Genomic DNA, 17425 nt, shown 5'->3' on the forward strand with positions numbered 1-17425 from the left:
GGCGGCCCCTCAATCCACCCCGGGCCGGGCCGCCTCCTGCAAGGCGCGCCGCGTGATGTTGCGGGCCATGCCGCCGAAGACGATCGCGTGGAAGGGGGACACGCTCCACCAGTAGGCGTGTCCGGCCAGTCCGTGGGGGCGGAAGAGGGCCCGCTGCCGGTAGGTGGAGCGGGAGGGGCCGTCGGGCGTGACGGTCAGTTCCAGCCAGGCGCGGCCGGGCAGCCGCATCTCCGCCCGCAGCCGCAGCAGGTGACCGCGTTCGATCTCCTCCACGCGCCAGAAGTCCAGCGAGTCGCCGAGGCGCAGCGCGTGCGGGTCGCGGCGGCCGCGGCGCAGGCCCACGCCGCCGGCCAGCCGGTCGAGCAGACCGCGCAGGGACCAGGCCAGAGGGAAGGAGTACCAGCCGTTCTCGCCGCCGATGCCCTCGACCACGCGCCACAGTTCGCGGGCCGGGGCCTCGATGTGCGCCTCGCGGCGGTCCTCGTAGAGCGTGCCGCCCGACCAGTCCGGGTCCGAGGGCAGCGGGTCGCTGGGGGCGCCGGGCAGGGAGGCGGAGGACCAGCGGGTGGCCACGTCCGTGTCGCGCACCCGCTTGAGGGCGAGGCGGACGGCTTCGTTGAAGCCGATCAGGCCCTCGGGAGGGGCGGGGGCGTAGCGGGCGAAGTCGTTTTCGCGGCAGATGACTTCGTGGCGCAGCGACTCCACCAGCGGGCGGGCGATCGAGGCGGGCACCGGGGTCACGAGGCCGACCCAGAGGCTGGACAGGCCGGATGTGAGGGCGGGCACGGGCAGGATGAGCCGGCGGGGCAGCCGGGCCACGGCCGCGTAGCGCATCATCATCTGCCGGTAGGTCAGTACGTCCGGGCCGCCGATGTCGAAGCCTCGGTTGACGTCGGGCGGGAGCCGGGCGGCGGCGAGGAGGCAGCGCAGGACGTCCCGCACGGCGACGGGCTGGATGCGGGTGGCGACCCAGCTGGGGGTGACCATCACGGGCAGTCGTTCGGTGAGGTAGCGCAGCATCTCGAAGGAGGCGGAGCCGGAGCCGATGATGACGGCGGCGCGCAGCTGGGCGGTGGGCACTCCGCTGTTCAGCAGGATCCGTCCGACTTCGGCGCGGGAGCGCAGGTGGGGCGAGAGGTCGCGTTCGGCCACCTGGCGCGGGGCGAGCCCGCCGAGGTAGACGATCCTGCCCACTCCGGCCTTCTTCGCCGCCCGGCCCACCGCGAGGGCGGCCCGGCGGTCGGTCTCCTCGAAGTGCGCTCCGGTGCCCAGCGCGTGCACCAGGTAGTAGAGGACGTCGACGCCCTCGCAGGGGCCGGCGAGGGTGTCCGGGCGGGTGACGTCGCCGCGGACGGCCTCGATGCGGCCGGCCCACGGCTGGTCGCGCAGCCGGCGGGGGTCGCGCACCAGGCAGCGCACCCGGTATCCGGCGCCGAGCAGGACGGGCACCAGCCGGCCCCCGATGTAGCCCGTGGCCCCCGCGACCAGCACCAGCGGCGGCCGCCCGGTGCTGCCGCCGGGCCGGGCGGTCCCCTCCGGCGTCGTCTCCGTAGCCCCACGCTCTTCCGTACCCCCACGTTCTTCCATACCCCTACGCTCTCCCGGAACGGTTGTGCCGCGCAGGCGAAGCTGGGCCTTCCGGGTGTCCGGCGGGGCTTCGTCCGTGCGGAATGCGGTTGCTCCCGCCCGGGCCACGACGGCTAGGGTGCCGCGCATGACACCCTTGATCGTTTTCTGCAGCGACCCGCTCGGCGCCCGGCGGGCGGACGCGCACTTCGCCGACGAGGCCCGCGCCGCCCGCGGGCTGGGGCTGCGGACCGCGCTGCTGGATCACGACGCGCTGCTCGCCGGGGACGTCTCCGGCGCGGTCCGTGGTGTGCCGCGCGGGGCCGGGGCGGCCTGGTACCGGGGCTGGATGGTGCCGTCCGGGCGGTACGCGGAGCTGGCCGGCGCGCTCGCCGACCGCGGGGTCACGCTGCTGACCTCGCCCGGCGCCTACCGCCGTGCGCACGAGCTGCCGGGCTGGTACTCCACGCTCGCCCCCGTCACCCCGCGGAGCGTGTGGCTGCCCGCCCGGCCGGGGCACGCCCCGGACGGCCGCGAGCTCGCGGCCCTCACGGCGCCCCTCGGCGGCGGGCCCGCGATCGTCAAGGACTTCGTCAAGTCCCGCAAGCACGAGTGGCACGAGGCGTGTTACGTACCGGACCTCGCCGACACGGAGCGGCTGGGCGCCGTGGTGGCCCGCTTCGTCGAGCTCCAGGAGGAGTTCCTCGCGGGCGGCGTGGTGATACGGGCCTTCGAGCGCTTCACGGAGGGCGGCGAGGCCCGCGCGTGGTGGGTCGACGGGCGCCCCGTCCTCGTCACGGCCCACCCGGACCGTCCCCACCTGCGGCCCGCGCCGGTCCTCGACGCGGTGTCACCGCTGGTCGCGGCCCTGGGCTGCCGGTTCGTCACCACCGACCTCGCGCTGCGCGAGGACGGCGTGTGGCGGGTGGTGGAGGCCGGGGACGGACAGGTCAGCGACCTGCCGCGGGGGGCCGATCCGGGGCTGCTGCTGGAGGCTCTGGCCGGGGTCCGGTAGGGAGCGAGGGTCCGGCCACCGGCGGCGGCCACGGCTGGTGTCCGTGGCCGCCCTGAGCTCCGCGTTCCTGGTCTTCAGTTGACCGCCCTGGCGGCGGCGACCCTCGTGGTCGTGGCCTTCGCCTACGTGGTGCGCCGGCGTACCGTCACAGCCCGCGAAAGGCACCGGTCGCCTCTTGAAGGGCACCTTCAGCTGGTGAAGGGCACCTTCAGCTCTTGAAGGGCACTGTCCGCCAGGGGCTCTCCGGGTCCGCGGCCAGCGCCCGGTGGGCGTCGAGGACCGTCGTGTACCAGGGGCCGAACTCCTCCTCGTCGAAGTGCAGGCACCGGCCCAGGACGTAGCCGGCCGAGAACTCCTCCCACGAGTCGTAGGCGGCCTGCGCCTCCCGGGACGCGCGCTCGATCGCCGTGTGCATCTCGGCCTCCGTGGCGTACCGCGCGCCCCGCCCCCAGCGGGCCATCTTGGACCCGCGGCCTATGTCCCAGGCGGCGATCGTGCGCACGAAGCCGTCCGGCGGCAGGAGCCCGTCGGCGCGGAAGCGGGCCTCGTAGCGCAGCACCTCGCCCACCAGGGCGCGCAGGTGGGACACGAGAGCGGCGAGCTCGGCGTCGTCCGCGGCGGCCCCGCCCTCCTGGGCGCGGACGCGCAGCGTCGACTCCACGGTGTTGCGCCACTCGGCGGGATCGACGCGGCCGCCCCGCGCGCGGGCCAGCGCGCTGCGCGCTCCCAGGACGAAGTCCCAGTACCAGGGGCTCACGTCCAGGCCGAGGAGCCGCTCCTGTATCGAGAGCCAGTCCTCGCGGCCGTGCACGCCCCAGCTGTCGGCGATCCGCTCGACCTCGCCGCGGTAGCCCATGCCGTGCCAGTGCAGGGTGTTCCACGCGTCGCCGTTGGCGAAGCACAGGTGGGCGCCGCAGGCCAGGCCGTGCAGCAGCGGGCCGGGCGCGGGGGCGCCGGTGCGCCGGGTCACCACACGGTCCATCAGCTCGTCCGAGGAGAACAGTTCGTGGTGCAGGTCCAGCCACACGTCGCGTTCCTCGTCGCTGATGAGGAAGTACTGCTCGCAGGGCGTGGCCGGGTTGACGGCGAGGACGTCCACGTCGTCGGGGACGATCTGCGCGAGCGCGCCGAGCGTCGCGTACTCGTAGACGAGGAACGGGTGCGGCCGGGGCAGCAGACCGGGGGTGTAGACCTGTGCCGCGGTGTGCCCGTCGGGGGTCTCGACGGTGAGCATGGGGCGCTCGTCCTCGCCGGCGGCCTGCGCGTGGTCGAGGCGCACGGGGTAGTACACGCCCTCGATCGCGAGCGTGCGGAGGTACGCGTACGCGTTGTCCGCCCGGCTGAGCTTGTACAGGTACTGCTCCAGATCAGTGGGCGCCTGCCAGCGGGAGCCGTCCTGCGGCGCCGGGACGAGAGGGAAGAACTCGTCGTGCGCCTCGTCGTGGGCTGCCGCGTGCATGGGACTCCTCATGGTTCCGTTCCGGTCCGGGCCGGCTGACGGCCTCAAGATCGCCTGAGTACGGTAGCGGCGGCCTCTCCGCTGCAGGGAAGCGGGGGCCGCGGGCCGCGCGGGCCGGTCAGGTCGCGTACTGGCCGAGGATCAGCATCCCGGTGAACAGGACCACCAGGGCCCCGAGTCCGTAAGCACCCACCCGGGCGCCGCCCCGGGGCACGAAGATGCCGATCACCGTCCCCAGGGTGACGAGCGGCACGGTGCCCCAGGCGAGAGCCAGCTCTCCGCCGAAACGCAGCGGGCCGCGGACGCCGTCCTGGCAGGAGGCGCAGGAGATGGCGAGCAGCGGTCCCACCACTGCGACGACGGCGCCGACGGCGAGGACGACCACGGCGACGACGGTGAGCCAGATCCAGTCGCCGGCGGTGCGCCGCCGGGGGACGGCGGGGCGGCTCGGGCCGGGGGCGGGGGCGCGGGTGTCGGACGCGGTGCTGGTGTTCTCCATGTGCCGGACCCTACGAACCGCGCCCACCGGCGGACATCCGCCTCCGTACTCAGATCGCCCCGGCCGGGGTCTGAGTACCTGACCGCCCGCGGCCGAGGCGAGGACGTGGTGTTGCCGGGGAGTGCTGTGCCGTCAGGCGGCGAAGCGGCGGACGTAACGCTTCTGCCAGGGGGTTTCGACGGCGTGCCGGTCGTAGTGACGGCGTACGAAGTCCACGGCGCTGCCGGCGGGGACCCCGTCCAGGACGGCGAGACAGGCCAGCGCCGTGCCGGTCCGGCCCCGGCCGCCGCCGCAGGCGATCTCGACGCGTCCGGCCGCGGACCGCTTCCACGCCTCCTGGAAGGCGTCACGGGCGTCCGCGGCGCTGCGGGGCAGCCGGAAGTCCGGCCAGGGCAGCCAACGGGCCTCCCACGGGACCTCGGGCGGCTGCTTTCCGAGCAGGTACACGGCGAAGGAGGGCGCCGGGCCGGCGGGCAGGGGCCTGCGCAGCCCACGGCCCCTGACGAGGCGTCCGGAAGGCAGCTGCAGGACACCGGGCTCCCCCGGCGTCCACGTCCCGGCCCCGTCCGTCATGCCGCCACCTCCGGGCGCCGGTTGGTGCGTACGGTGTCCAAGTACTCGGACACGGCGTCCCGGTTGCGGATCAGGCACTCGATGCGCTCGGTCATGCGGTCGCGTTCGAGTTCGAGGGTGGCCAGCATCTCCGGCGTCGCGTCGGGGAAGTGGATGACGCGGGGCTTGTCCAGGCACGGGAGGATCTGCTTGATGATGCGCGTGGGCAGCCCGGCGTCGAGCAGCCCCCTGATCTGCAGGACGCGGTCCACGAGGCGCTCGTCGTAGTGGCGGTAGCCGTTCGGGGAGCGCTGGGAGACGATCAGCCCCTGCTCCTCGTAGTAGCGCAGCAGCCGGCGGGACGTGCCGGTGCGCTCCGACAGCTCCCCGATCCGCATGATCCGCCCTCGCAGTCCGTCGAGTTGGTCCCTGACATACGTGTGATCGTTCGAGCATACACACCGGGTCACGGAGCCGGGGGTGCGCAAGGCGGCGGACGGCCCCGCGAGGACCCGGCCGGGTCTTCGCGGGGCCGCGATGTGCCGCGTGGGCGTTCACGCGTGCGCACGCGCGCGTGCGGCGGGGAAGCCGTGCGCCCGGGCGGCGAGCACGACGGCCAGCACCGGCACCAGCAGCACCAGCACGCTCCAGGGGAAGGAGGAGGTGCCCCACAGGCCGAGGAGGACGCCGCCGACGACTCCGCCGCCGGCCATGGCCACGTTCCACAGGGTGACGAGCATGGCCTGCGCCGCGTCGGCCTGCTCGCCGCCCGCGTCGCCCACGGCGGTCTGCAGGAGCGTCGGAGCGCCGCCCCAGCCCAGGCCCCACAGCGCCGCCGCCCCGTAGACGAGCGCGGGGCTGTCGGACAGCACGGCCAGAATGGCCGCTGCGGCGGCGACCAGCAGCGCGCTGAGGATCGTCAGCGAGCGCAGCCGGCGGTGGATCCGGGCGCCGACGATCCAGATGCTCAGCAGGGAGGCGGCGCCGAAGACCAGCAGCACCAGGTCCGTCGAGCCGCCCATGCCGAGCCGGTCGAGGAAGGCGGCGATGTAGGTGTAGAGGATGGTGTGGGCCAGCACGAAGACGGTCACGACGAAGAGGACCGGCGCCACGCCGGGCACCTTCAGGGCCCGCAGGACCGGCTCGCGCTCACCGCGCTTCTGCCCCGGGTAGTCGGGCACCATCGCCACGATCCATGCGATGACGACGAGCGTGAGACCCGTCATGACCAGGAACGCCACCTGCCAGCTCAGCGCCTTGCCGAGGAACGTACCCGCGGGCACGCCCAGCGAGAGGGCGACCGGGATGCCGGTCATCACGATCGCGATCGCCTTGCCCTGCAGGGGGACCGGCGCCATGCGGCGCGCGTAGCCGGCCAGCAGCGCCCAGGCCAGGCCCGCCGCCACACCGGCCACGAACCGGGCCACCATGGTCAGGGGGTAGTTCACCGAGACCGCCGTGACCGTGTTGGCGACGGCGAAGGCGCCCATCGCCGTCAGCAGCAGGCCCTTGCGCCGCCACCCGGCGGTGGCCGCGGTCAGCGGGATCGCCGTGAGGGCCGTGCCGATCGCGTAGACCGTCACCGTCTGGCCGGCGGCGGACTCGCTCACCCCCAGGTCACCGCTCATCGCGGGCAGCACGCCCGCGGGCAGCGTCTCCGTCAGACTCGTGATGAAGACGGCCATGGCCAGCGCCAGCAGCGCCATCAGCGGGAGCTTCTCCTGAACGACACCGGCTACGGGTTCGACGGACGTTTCCGTTTTGCTCATTGACATGTCGTGAATCCTGAAACCCTCACACATATGTGAAGGTCAAGCGGACGAGAATGTGAGGCCCGTCACCTGTGGACCGGAGGGTCGTCGGACCGCACACCCCACCGGATCAGCGCCTTCGCGGGCGCTTCGCCGCCGCCGCCGCGAAGTGTTCGACGGCGAAGTCGCCGAAGCGGCGGGCCGCGGCGGTCAGGTAGGCGTCCTCGTGGCGGGCGAGTCGCAGCACCCGGTGGCAGTCGGGTGCGGCGAGCCGTGCCCAGGCGACCGTTCCGCGGCCGCCGGTGTCGCGTGCCATGGCCGGGAGCAGGGCGACTCCCAGACCCGCGCCGACGAGGTCCAGGATCGCGCCCGGCTCGTTGCCTTCGCAGACGATCGCGGGGCGGACCCCGGCCCGGGCGAACAGCCGGTCGGCGAGGACGCGTTGCCAGTGGCCCGGGCTGGGGGTGATGAACGGCTCCCCGTCCAGCGCGGCGAGGCCGACGTCTTCCTTCCCGGCCAGCCGGTGCCCGGCGGGTACGGCGAGCAGCACGTCCTCCCGGAGGAGTTCGACGGAGGTCAGCGCCGGGCCCGTGAGCGGCCGGGAGACCAGGCAGAAGTCCACGTCGCGCGTGCGGAGCCGCTCCGCCATCGCGTCCGCGGACGCCTGGTGCAGCCGGACGTCCACGCCCGGGTGGGCCGCGCGGAAGCCGGCGAGCAGCCCGGCGAGGGTCAGCAGCGTTTCGGCGGCGACCGTGACGGTGCCGCCTTCGCCTCCGGCGGCGTCGGCCAGTTCGCGGCGGCCGTCCTCGAGTTCGCCGAGCGCCCGGTCGACGCGGCGCAGGAAGGCGGCGCCGTGCTGGTTGAGCCGGATGCGGCGGCCGCGGCGGTCGAAGAGCGGGACGCCCAGCTCCGCTTCCAGCCGTGCGACGGTCCGGCTCACCGAGGGCTGGGCGACGTGCAGCTCCGCGGCCGCCCGGCTGATGTGCTCATGGCGCGCGACGACCTGGAAGCAGCGCAGTGACAGCAGGTCCACCCGTTCGCCCCCTCACAGCACTCCCTGATAACCCTCCAGGCATCTTTACATGCCTGCTTTGGTCTTGGACCGCATAAGCCTTGCGCCCGTAGCCTCCGGACATCCCCTCGCCCCGAAGGAGACCCGAGCCATGACCGACAACCCACCTCCGTCGTACGAGAGTTACGCCGAGACCATCCTGGAGGTGCTCTCGCGCTCCCCCGCCAACCCCGCGCTGATCAACGCGGAGGGCCGTACCGTCCCGGCCGGGGAGCTGCGCGACGACGTCCGCCGGGCGGCCGCCGAGCTGGCGGCGCGCGGCATCGGCCGGGGCAGCACCATCGTGCTCCTCACCGGCAACCAGCCCGAGGCGCTCCTCGCCCGATACGCGGCGAACCTCCTGGGCGCCCGCGTGGTCCACCTCACCGAGGGAACGGCCCCGGAGACGCAGGCGCGGATCGTGCACAGCGTCGGGCCCTCGATGCTGCTCGCCGCCCCTGCCGCGCGGGCGACTGCGGAGGCGCTGCTCGCCCGGGCCCCGGTCCCCGCCGTGCTCACCCTCGGCCCCGCCCCCTTCGGCGAGGACCTGCTGGCCCACGCGGCCCTCCGCGCGCCACGGCCGGTGGCGGGTGCGGCGCGCGCCGGGGACGACTGGTGCATCCGCTTCACCGGAGGCACCACGGGCATGCCCAAGGGCGTCCGGATGGCCCACGGCCCGTACGGGCAGATGCTGGCCCTGTACGCCGGCAGGATCCCGTCCGGGTCACAGCCCCGCTTCCTCGCCTGCACCCCGCTCGCGCACATGGCCGGGATCGTCGCCGACATCACTCTCCTCGCGGGCGGCACGGTGGTCCTGCAGCCCGCCTTCGACGCGGGGGCCGTGCTGGCCGCCCTCGCGCGCGAGCGCATCACCGACGTGTGGCTGCTGCCGCCCCTGCTGTACGAGCTGCTGGACCACCCGGACCTGCCGGACACCGACGTGTCCGCGCTGCGCCGCGTCTTCTACGGCGGGACCGCCGTCTCGGCCCGGCGGCTGCGCAGCGCGACCGAGGCCTTCGGGCCGGTGCTCCACGGCTGGTACGGGCAGACGGAGGCGGGCAACATCGCCGAGGTGCTGCCCCACGAGCACACGGTGACGGGGCGCGGCGGCCGGGCCACGGCCGGACGCGCGGCCCCCGGCGCCGACATCGCGATCCGCGACGGGGACGGCAGGCCGGTGGCCCCCGGCGAGGCCGGGGAGGTCCACGTCCGGACCCCCATGATGATGAGCGGCTACTGGCGGCAGCCCGGACTGACTGCGGAGGTGCTGCGCGACGGCTGGATCCGCACCGGCGACGTCGGCTACCTCGACGCCGGCGGGTACCTCCATCTCGTCGACCGGCTCAAGGACATGGTCGTCGTGGTCGGCGGGCACGTCTATCCGGCGGAGCTGGAGGAACTCCTGCTCGGACACCCCGGCGTCGCGCAGTGCGCGGCGTTCGGGGTGCGGCGGGCGGACGAGAGCGAAGAGGTCCACGTCGCGATCGTCCCCGCGACGGAGCACGAGGCGGGGCGCGGCGCGGAGGGCGAAGCCTGGCGCGAGCGGATCCGGGGCTTCGTGACGGAGCGCAAGGGGGCGATGTACGCACCGAGCGCCGTGCACGTCGTGGACCGTATTCCGCTCACCGCCGTCGGCAAGCCCGACAAGAAGCTGCTGGCTCATTCCTGGAGGACGACCCGGCCCAGCAGCGTCACGGTCAGGCCGAAGTAGTCGGCGTGCACGAGCCGCTGGCCCACCGGGCGTACGGTGCCGCCGGCCGTGATCGTGCCGGTGGCCGTGGACGGGTCGGTGAGGTAGGTCTCGTACTCCTCGATCAGGAGACGGCATTCGGTGAGCAGCGCCGTGGCCGGCGGGGCGAGCTCGCCGGACCGGACGAAGCCGGTGCCGCGCGCGGTGCAGGTCAGTTCGGCGGGAGAGCCGGCGGCCGTCCACTCCAGGTCGCCGGTTCCGCTGCCGCGCTTCTGCACCGTGGCGAGGACCCGGCGGCTCGCGGCCATCGCCGTCGAGCCCGCCCCGGCCGCCTCGCCGACGGCGTTGGCGGCGGCCGGGCCGCTCAGCTCGATGCGGAACCGGTTCGCCGCCGTCATGGCGGCGGTGACCGTGCGGTCGGGCAGCAGCTGGACGAATTCCGGGAGGGCGATGGCCCTGGCCGTGCCGTCACGGCCGCCGCCACCTCCACAGCCGTCACTGAAGTCGCTGCTGTCACCGGCGCCGGCGCCGCTGCCGGCTTTGCGGATGGTGACGGCGAGCGGCGCCGTCTCGGGCTCGCGGGCCGCGTCGACCACGCGCATCGGGAGCCGGCGCATGGCGTCGAGCAGCCCCTCCCCGCTGCAGGCGATGGAGTCCTGCGGACCGACCTCGAAGACCAGCACGCTCCTGCCGCTGATCCGGGAGTCCACCGGGAGCTCCCTGGACTCGCCCGGCACTTGATCGCTGAACGCCTGCTCCACGACGTGCTGGGGGCCGAAGGTGACGACCAGCAGCCCCTCCCCGGAGTCGTCGCTCTTCAGCCCGGAAAGCCGGAAGGAAAGGTCCAGCAGGTCCGTACCGTGCAGGATGCGGACCGGTGCGGGTGTGGCGCACCACGTATTGCGCCGAACGAGTGTCGAGCCGTGCAACTGCGGGTGGCTCCCGCCCCATTGGCCCCGCCGGTCCCACCCGCTCTGCCGGTCTCCGGCGTCAGGAGAGGGGCTCGCTCAGTTCGACGGCACGCAGGGCGGCGGCGAGCGCTTGTTCGTCGCCGACGTCCAGTGCGGTGTCGGTGAGCTTGATGACGTGCTCGTCGCCGTGCGCCAGGGCGCGTTCGAGGACTTCTCCCGCCGGGACGGACCCGGGGGATGGCGCGGCGACGGGCTGCTCCGGGGCGTACATCGCCGTCACCGCGGCCGAGGCCTGCCACGCCGCGTGCAGGCTCGGTACCCACAGGGTGCGCGGGAGGGCGCGGAGGCTGCGCAGTACGGCGTTGGGGGCGGTGGCCGCGTGGACCAGCATGGTCGCCTCGCCGTGGCCGTGGGTGGCGTAGCGGTGGGTCGTGGCGCGCACCAGCTCGGCGAGCCGCTGCCGGGCCTCGTCGGGACCGGTCACGTCACCGGGCCAGACCGGCAGGGCGCCGACCAGGGCCAGCCGGGTGGGGAACCCTCCCTCACGGACGCGGATCGCAGGCACGGCCTCCAGGGCCTCGTCCGCGTCCGCGGCGCCGGGGAGCCGCGTGATGCCGGAGAGGGGGTGGTGCCGGGCGGCCCAGTAGCCCAGGGCGTGCGCCAGCTCGGTCAGCCGGGGCTCGCTCTCCTCGTCGTCGAGGAGGGCGCGCACGGCGTGGCCGGTCCGGATGACGGGGTGGGTGGACCCGCCGAACATCCCGGGCAGGAGGCGCGGCCACCACGTCGCGAGGAGGCTCCGCCAGTCCTGTGCGGAGAGGGCGCGGGTGAAGTAGGCGATCCAGTCGGCGACCCGGCGCGGGTCCCCCAGCGCGGTGGCCCAGTCGGCGTCGGTGACGGGGGCCACGGGCGTGGGGAAGTCCTCGAGGTGTCCCTCGTAGCGGTCGAGCCAGCGGTGCACCGCGGCCGGCCGGCCGCGCGCCACGAGGGCCTCGGCCACCATCGGGGCGTGGTTGGTGAGCCGCCCGAGCCGTTCGGGGCCCGAGGCGTGCAGGCGTTCCAGCGCTTCGTCGAGCACACCGCTCGTGTCGATGGTGTTCATACCGAGCACGGTAGGCAGCCCCGCCGGGCACCGCATCGGGCCCGGGGACCGGAGTCGGTGCCGGGGGGCCTGGTTCTGGGGTTGTACGCCGGCCGTGGAGGGAGGACGGGCCGGAAGGGCGGTGTCAGACGGGCTTGCGGACCAGCAGGAATGCCTGCGGGGTCCCTTCCCCTTCCTCGGGCTCGCGCACCAGCCGGGCGCGCACGGCCAGCCCCGCCCCGCCGAGCAGTTCGGCGATGCGGTCCGGCTGCCGCCGGTGGAAGTCGAGCGACACCTCGTGGCCGAAGGGCCGGTCGATGTGCAGGGGTTCGTCGCCGACCTGGAAGGCGAGCAGCAGGGGTGCGCCCGGGGCCAGCACGCGGTGGAGCTCGGCGAAGACCTGCGGCAGCAGTTCCTGCGGGGTGTGGATGATCGAGTAATAGGCCATGGCCCCGGCGAGCGCGCCGTCCGGTATGTCCAGGGACAGCATCGAGCCCACCTCGAACCGCAGCCCAGGGTGCGTCCGCCGGGCCATGGCGATCATCTGCGGCGACAGGTCGATCCCGTACGCGGGCAGACCGAGGGCGTTCAGGTGTGCCGTCACCCGGCCCTCGCCGCACCCGATGTCGGCGACCGTCCCTCCACCGGCGTCCTGCACGAGCTCGGCGAAGGCGCCGAGCATCGCCCGGTCCAGCGGCTGGTCGTCCAGTATGTCGCGGTAGCGGTCGGCGTAATCCGTGGCGATGGCGTCGTAGAACGCCCGGGTCGTGCTCAGGAAGCCTGGTTCGGTCATGGGCAGGCACCTTACTCGGGCCCCGCCGCGGCGAACCGCCGTGGTGAGGCCGCTGCCTGCGACCGGGGTCAGATGACCTCCACGGCGTGGCGGACCACGGCGTCGAAGAAGTAGCCCTGCTCGTTCGGGACGGAGTGGACGGGCTGGGTGTTGCCCGCGGTGTCCGTGGCCCGGGCCAGCAGGTGGGCGGGGCCGGTGCCGCGCGGGTGCCAGGACGTGCTCCAGCGCACCCAGCCGCCCGGACGCGGGGCGTCGTGCAGCCGGGCCGGCCGCCACGCACCGCCGCCGTCCGTGCTCACCTCCACCCGGCGTATCCCTCCCTGCCCCGACCACGACCGGCCCGTCAGCCGGTGCCCGCGGCCCGCGGCGAACACCGCGCCGGGCGCCAGCTCGAAGGCGCTGCGGACCGGCTGGCGGGTCACCGGAGCGCTTCCCCCGGCCGGGTGCGCGGGGCCGAAGAGCCGGTAGAAGACGGTGTTCCACGGCGAGAACAGGGGGCGGTCGGACACTTCGATGTCCCCGACCCATTTGACGGACGCGATGCCCGCCCAGGACGGCACCACCAGCCGCACCGGACTGCCGTGGTCGGGGACGAGCGGGCGGCCGTTCATCTCGTACGCCAGCAGGACGTCGTCCAGGGCCTTCTCCACCGGCATCGGCCGGCGCACCCGCCCGTGGTCGGTCCTGCCGGTGACGAACGCCGCGTCCAGACCGCGCGGCATCACGTCCACCGCCCGCGGCGAGAGGCCCGCCAGGCGCAGGACGTCCGACAGCCGCGCGCCCCGCCAGCGTGCCGCTCCGACGGCGCCCATCGTCCACGGGGTACCGGTGACCGGGTCGCCCTGCTGGGTGGTGAAGTAGCTCCGGCCGTTGCCCGCGCACTCCAGGCACGCGCTGGAGGTCACGGCGGGCAGCGCGCGCAGGTCCGCGTACGAGAACTCCACCGCGCCGCCGCGCAGTCCGCCGCCCCACACCGTCAGGCGCCACCGTGCGGGGTCCAGGAGGGGCGTCGCCGTGTGGTTGCGTACGAAGAACCGGTCGACCGGGGTGTGGTAGCCCGTGTCCCGCAGCGCCGCCCAGTTCGTCTCCGCGTTCGTGCCCCGGACCGTCAGCAGTTCGGGAGGCAGCGGCTTGACGATCCCCGGAGCGCCCGGTTCCGCCGCAGCCGCCGCGGGCCCGGCGACGGCGATTCCCGGGAGTGAAGCCACCGCCCCGGAAGCGCTCACCGCTCCCAGGAGGCGCAGCACGCCCCGGCGGGAGATTCCCTCCCCCACCGCGTCTCCCGACAGGAACCGCCGCAGCCTGTCACGGTCGTAGGCGCGCTCGTACGCGCCGGATCCGCTTCTCGCCGTTCCCATCCGAGCTCCTCCCCGAAGAGCGGGCCGCAGCGCCCACCACACGCTAGGGGACGCCGGACCGGCAGTCCCCACTGCAAATCAGCCACCACCGGATGCGGCGACCGGGTACGAAACTCCCCTGAGGTTGACCTGAGTTGAGCTGTACGCCTCCCGGCGCCGGTGGTGCCATGAGCCTCGTCCGGCGGGTCCGCGAACGAGTGGAGGCGCCATGTTCAGACCCTTGACGGCCATGGGTGCGGCAGTGGCCTTCGCGGCCTCGGTGTTCACCCCGGGGGCGGCTGCCGCAGTGGAGGATCCGCCGCCCGGCACGGTGCTCGTCGAGGTGGCGGTCGTCAGCGGTACGGGGTGCCCGGCCGGATCCGTGGCCGTGGCCGTGGCTCCGGACAACACCGCCTTCGCCCTCTCGTTCGCCGGCGTCCTCGCATGGGCCGGTGCCGGCTCCAAGCCGTCCGACGCCCTGAAGCACTGCCAGGTCTACCTGACGATTCATCCCCCGCAGGGATACACGTACGCACTCCGCAAGGCCGAGTACGCGGGCGCGGTGCACCTGGCGAAGGGCGCCTCGGGCGAGGTGACCGTCAGCAATTACGTGCAGGGCGGCTCGCCCGCGCCCAGGAAGCGCACCTTCGTCGGCCCGGTCAGCGAGAGCTGGCAGCTGTCCGACGCCCCCTCCCCTGTCGTCTACGCCCCGTGCTCCGCATCGCGGCCGTTCAGCCTCTCCTTCGCACTGCGGGTGAACGCCGGCACCTCGGACACCTCGACGACGACCAGCTTCCTGTCGCTGGAATCGGCCGACGACGGCAACGCCCGCCTCGTCCACCACCTCGCCTGGAAGCGGTGCCCCGGCGCCTGACGGAGCGGCACCCTCCGCGAGAATCACCCCCGTGACCGAAACCTCCGCACCCGCACGTGCCGACGAGCTCCTCGCCGCTCTCGACCCCCTCCCCTTCCCCCGGCGCGTGCGCCATGTCGCCCGGTGGGCCCGGGAGCCCGGCGCCCGCGGGGACCTGGGCGCGGTGGTGGCCGAACTGTCCGGGCGCGGGCGCTACGAGCGGGGCGTCGCCGCACTGGCCGCGGGCATCGGCCGTGACGTCGCCTGGCTGCAGACCCGGCTGACCGATCCCGACCCGGCGGTGCGGGTCCATGCCGTCGCCGCCGTGCGCCGGGGCCTCATACCCGACGCCGCGGTGGCGGCGGCGCTGGACGACGTCCCGGTGGCGATCCGCCGCGAGCTCGTCCGCGCGGTCGTCGCCGGGCGGCGCACCGCGCTCGCGGAGGCCCTCGTCCGGCCGGTCCGCGAGCGCTGGGGCGACGCCGAGGCGGCGAAGCTCCTGCCGGTCTGCGGGCCCGGGACCGTCGCGGAGCTGCTCCCCCTCCTCTTCCACACCACCGTCCCCTGGGCCAGGCTCGCCCGCCGCCACGCGACCGCGATCCTCGACGAGGCGGAACGCCGGCTCACCGCACTGCCGGAGGACCACCGGCGCCGGTGGTGGCTGTCGTACGGATCCGTCGTGGCCGCCACCGTGGACGTCGAGCCGCTGCGGGTGCTCGGCCTGCTGCAGCGCCTGTGCCACGGGAGGCTGCCCGGGCAGGTGCACCGCCGGATGGGCCGGCTGGCGGCCGCCGATCCGGCCGGCACGCTCCGGCTCCTCCTGGCGCCCGGGCGCGAGGACGCGGACCTCTCCGGCCTGCAAAGGCCCGTGCTGCTCACGCTCGTCCGCCACCGGCCGCCGGGCTTCGACGACCTGGCCCGGGCGCTGGCCCGCCACGAGCCCGCGCTCGCGGGCCTGTTGCGGCTGATGCCGCCGTCGCAGCGCGCCGCGTGCTACGACGCCGCGATGCGCGGGCAGGACACCGGCCGTGCCGTGCTGTCGGACAAGACCCTGGAGGTGCTGCCGCGGGCGCGGCGGGAGGCCGAGGCACGGCGCATGGCCGCGCAGGCCCGCGAGCGCGGGGCGGACTGGCGGACGGTCCTGTCGGCGCAGTCGTACCTGCCGGTGGAGGAGGTCCGCGAGGAGCTTCTGGCCGCCGCCCGGCGCCCGGTGGCCGAGGACCGGGCGTACGCGTACGGGCTGCTGGTGCGCAACGCCGCCCTCTCCCGCGACCCCGCCGCCGTCACGGAACTCCTCGCCGGTCTGGGCCGGCTGCGCAACGACCAGGAGCCGGTGCGGTCCGCCGCCCTGAACGCGCTCGCCGCCGTCCACCCCTCGCTGTTCGCCCCCGAGGCCGCGCCCCACCTGGACCGCCTCGCCACGTACGCGATCGAGGCACGGGACTTCTCGTGGTCCGAGAAGACCGCCCTGCGCTGCCTGGCCCACGCGTTGCTGCGCGAACACGGCGACGCCGGGGAGGGCGGCGAGGAGAGCGAGCCGGCCGCCTGGTCGCTGCGCACCCTGGCGCGGCTGCCCGGCTCCGCATACGCTCCCGGGCACCTGCGGCACGGGCAGGAGCACCGGATCTTCGAGGCCCGCCGCCCGGCGCTCGAAGCGGCCGCCGGCCGGGCGGACTTCGCCGGGGCGCTCGAACTGGCGGGCTCGCTCGGCGAGCGCGCCCACGGCGTACCGGGACTGCAGGCCCTGCTGCGGCGGGCGGTCGAGCACGGCGGCCCCGCCGAGGCCCGCGGCGCCGCCTCGTACTGGCTCGACGATCCGCGGGCGCGCGAGGCCCGGGTGGCCGAGCTCCTCGCGCTGGACCCGTCGGCCGTCACGCTCCCCGCCGTGGAGGCGGTGCTGGTGCGCCGGCGCACGGACCTGCTGGACGCCGCCCTGGGCGACACCCCTCCCTACGGGCGCTTCCTCACCAAGGACAGCCACTGGCTGCCGCCCGTCCGCAGGGAGACGGCGCACTGGCTGCCGCGCCAGCAGGCCGCCGCCGCACGGCTGCTGGAACGGGCGGCCGAGGACGCGACGCTCACGACGCAGCAGCGCGTGCGCGCGCTCCGGCTGGCCGCGTGCATCCCGGAGTACGGCACCGAGCTGCTGGTGCGCAGGGCCGGCGACGGCGACGTGCCTCTCGCCGAGGCCGCCCTGGCCGCCCTCGCATGGACGGACGCCCCGGGGCGGCACGTGCAGCTTCTGTTGTCGCACGCCGGCGGGGACCGGGCCCGGGTCGCGGTCACGGCGGCGTCCCGCGCCGCCCGGTTCGTCGCGCCGTCGGCCCTGGCCGGGATGCTGCGCGGGCTGCTGACCGCGGCCACCGGGGTGAAGGTGACCAGCCGGAAGGAGGCCGCACGGCTCGCCGCCACGGCGCTGCCCGCGCCCGAGGCGGTGTCCCTCCTCGCCGAGGCGTGCACGCTCCCGGGGCAGCACCACGACGTGCAGGCCACCTGCGTGGCGTTCACGACGGACCTGCTCGCGTACGAGGAGGCGTGGGGGCTGCTGGAGACCGCGGCGACCGGGCGGAGCGAGCTGCGCACGGCCGTGCTCTCGACCGTGCCCCGCCGGCTGCCCGCGCGGCACCGGCGCCGCTACGCGACGCTGGTCCGGGCCGTGTGCGACACCGACGACCCCGAGGTCGCACGCGAGGCGTACGCGGCGCTCGGCCGGTGGTCGCCCTGGGCGCCCGGAGCAGCGGACGTCCTGGTGGCGGCCGTCACCGACCTGGAGAACCGGACGAGCTGGAGCCACGCCGCCGACGCGCTGTGCAGCGTCGTGGTGCTGGCGCCGTCCGGATCGCCGGGCCTCGCCCCGCTCGTGCGGGCGT

General features: G+C 74.8%; 15 protein-coding genes. 4 read left to right on the forward strand and 11 right to left on the reverse strand.

Annotated features, from left to right (window positions below; genetic code table 11):
• Positions 1-9: 9 nt before the first annotated feature.
• A complete protein-coding gene (locus V7793_RS02120; protein ID WP_335581136.1) occupies positions 10-1587 on the reverse strand; it encodes an SDR family oxidoreductase in 1578 nt (525 codons plus the stop codon).
• A gap of 127 nt (positions 1588-1714) precedes the next feature.
• Between V7793_RS02120 and V7793_RS02125 the strand changes: the two genes are divergently transcribed.
• Complete coding sequence (locus tag V7793_RS02125; protein ID WP_335581137.1) at positions 1715-2581, forward strand: ATP-grasp domain-containing protein; 867 nt, start codon at positions 1715-1717, stop codon at positions 2579-2581.
• Between the two features lie 208 nt (positions 2582-2789).
• Here V7793_RS02125 and V7793_RS02130 read toward each other — a convergent pair whose 3' ends face one another.
• The 6 genes from V7793_RS02130 to V7793_RS02155 form a co-directional block, all read right to left on the reverse strand.
• A complete protein-coding gene (locus V7793_RS02130; protein WP_335581138.1) occupies positions 2790-4040 on the reverse strand; it encodes a DUF1266 domain-containing protein in 1251 nt (416 codons plus the stop codon).
• Between the two features lie 118 nt (positions 4041-4158).
• Complete coding sequence (locus V7793_RS02135; protein ID WP_335581139.1) at positions 4159-4539, reverse strand: hypothetical protein; 381 nt, start codon at positions 4537-4539, stop codon at positions 4159-4161.
• Between the two features lie 132 nt (positions 4540-4671).
• Complete coding sequence (locus V7793_RS02140) at positions 4672-5112, reverse strand: protein-tyrosine phosphatase family protein (protein WP_335581140.1); 441 nt, start codon at positions 5110-5112, stop codon at positions 4672-4674.
• Complete coding sequence (locus tag V7793_RS02145; protein ID WP_335581141.1) at positions 5109-5489, reverse strand: MerR family transcriptional regulator; 381 nt, start codon at positions 5487-5489, stop codon at positions 5109-5111. Before V7793_RS02145 ends, V7793_RS02140 begins: the two co-directional genes overlap by 4 nt.
• Positions 5490-5645: 156 nt before the next feature.
• Positions 5646-6860, reverse strand: coding sequence for an MFS transporter (locus V7793_RS02150; RefSeq protein ID WP_335581142.1), 1215 nt, complete (start codon positions 6858-6860; stop codon positions 5646-5648).
• A 112-nt stretch (positions 6861-6972) separates the two neighbouring features.
• Positions 6973-7875 (reverse strand): LysR family transcriptional regulator, encoded by a 903-nt coding sequence (locus V7793_RS02155; RefSeq protein ID WP_335581143.1) that lies wholly within the window; start codon positions 7873-7875, stop codon positions 6973-6975.
• A gap of 130 nt (positions 7876-8005) precedes the next feature.
• Here V7793_RS02155 and V7793_RS02160 point away from each other — a divergent pair, with 130 nt between their 5' ends.
• Positions 8006-9604: an AMP-binding protein gene (locus V7793_RS02160; protein WP_335581144.1), complete on the forward strand. Its 1599-nt coding sequence runs from the start codon at positions 8006-8008 to the stop codon at positions 9602-9604.
• Here V7793_RS02160 and V7793_RS02165 read toward each other — a convergent pair.
• The 4 genes from V7793_RS02165 to V7793_RS02180 all read right to left on the reverse strand — a co-directional run bounded on the left by V7793_RS02165 (position 9553) and on the right by V7793_RS02180 (position 13723).
• Positions 9553-10512: a hypothetical protein gene (locus tag V7793_RS02165; RefSeq protein WP_335581145.1), complete on the reverse strand. Its 960-nt coding sequence runs from the start codon at positions 10510-10512 to the stop codon at positions 9553-9555. The genes V7793_RS02160 and V7793_RS02165 overlap by 52 nt on opposite strands.
• Before the next feature lie 61 nt (positions 10513-10573).
• On the reverse strand, positions 10574-11593 hold the full coding sequence (locus V7793_RS02170) for a questin oxidase family protein (RefSeq protein WP_335581146.1): 1020 nt from the start codon (positions 11591-11593) through the stop codon (positions 10574-10576).
• 124 nt (positions 11594-11717) lie between these two features.
• A complete protein-coding gene (locus V7793_RS02175; protein ID WP_335581147.1) occupies positions 11718-12365 on the reverse strand; it encodes a class I SAM-dependent DNA methyltransferase in 648 nt (215 codons plus the stop codon).
• A gap of 68 nt (positions 12366-12433) precedes the next feature.
• A complete protein-coding gene (locus tag V7793_RS02180; protein WP_335581148.1) occupies positions 12434-13723 on the reverse strand; it encodes a sulfite oxidase in 1290 nt (429 codons plus the stop codon).
• 208 nt (positions 13724-13931) lie between these two features.
• On the opposite strand from V7793_RS02180, the gene V7793_RS02185 reads away from it, so the two are divergent.
• Together V7793_RS02185 and V7793_RS02190 are read left to right on the forward strand one after the other, a co-directional pair.
• Positions 13932-14576 (forward strand): DUF4360 domain-containing protein, encoded by a 645-nt coding sequence (locus tag V7793_RS02185; RefSeq protein WP_335581149.1) that lies wholly within the window; start codon positions 13932-13934, stop codon positions 14574-14576.
• Between the two features lie 31 nt (positions 14577-14607).
• On the forward strand, positions 14608-17425 hold a 2818-nt coding region (locus tag V7793_RS02190; protein ID WP_335581150.1), incomplete at its 3' end, for a hypothetical protein.

It is taken from the genome of Streptomyces sp. KLMMK, from assembly GCF_036961605.1.
Classification (GTDB): Bacteria; Actinomycetota; Actinomycetes; order Streptomycetales; family Streptomycetaceae; genus Streptomyces; species Streptomyces telluris.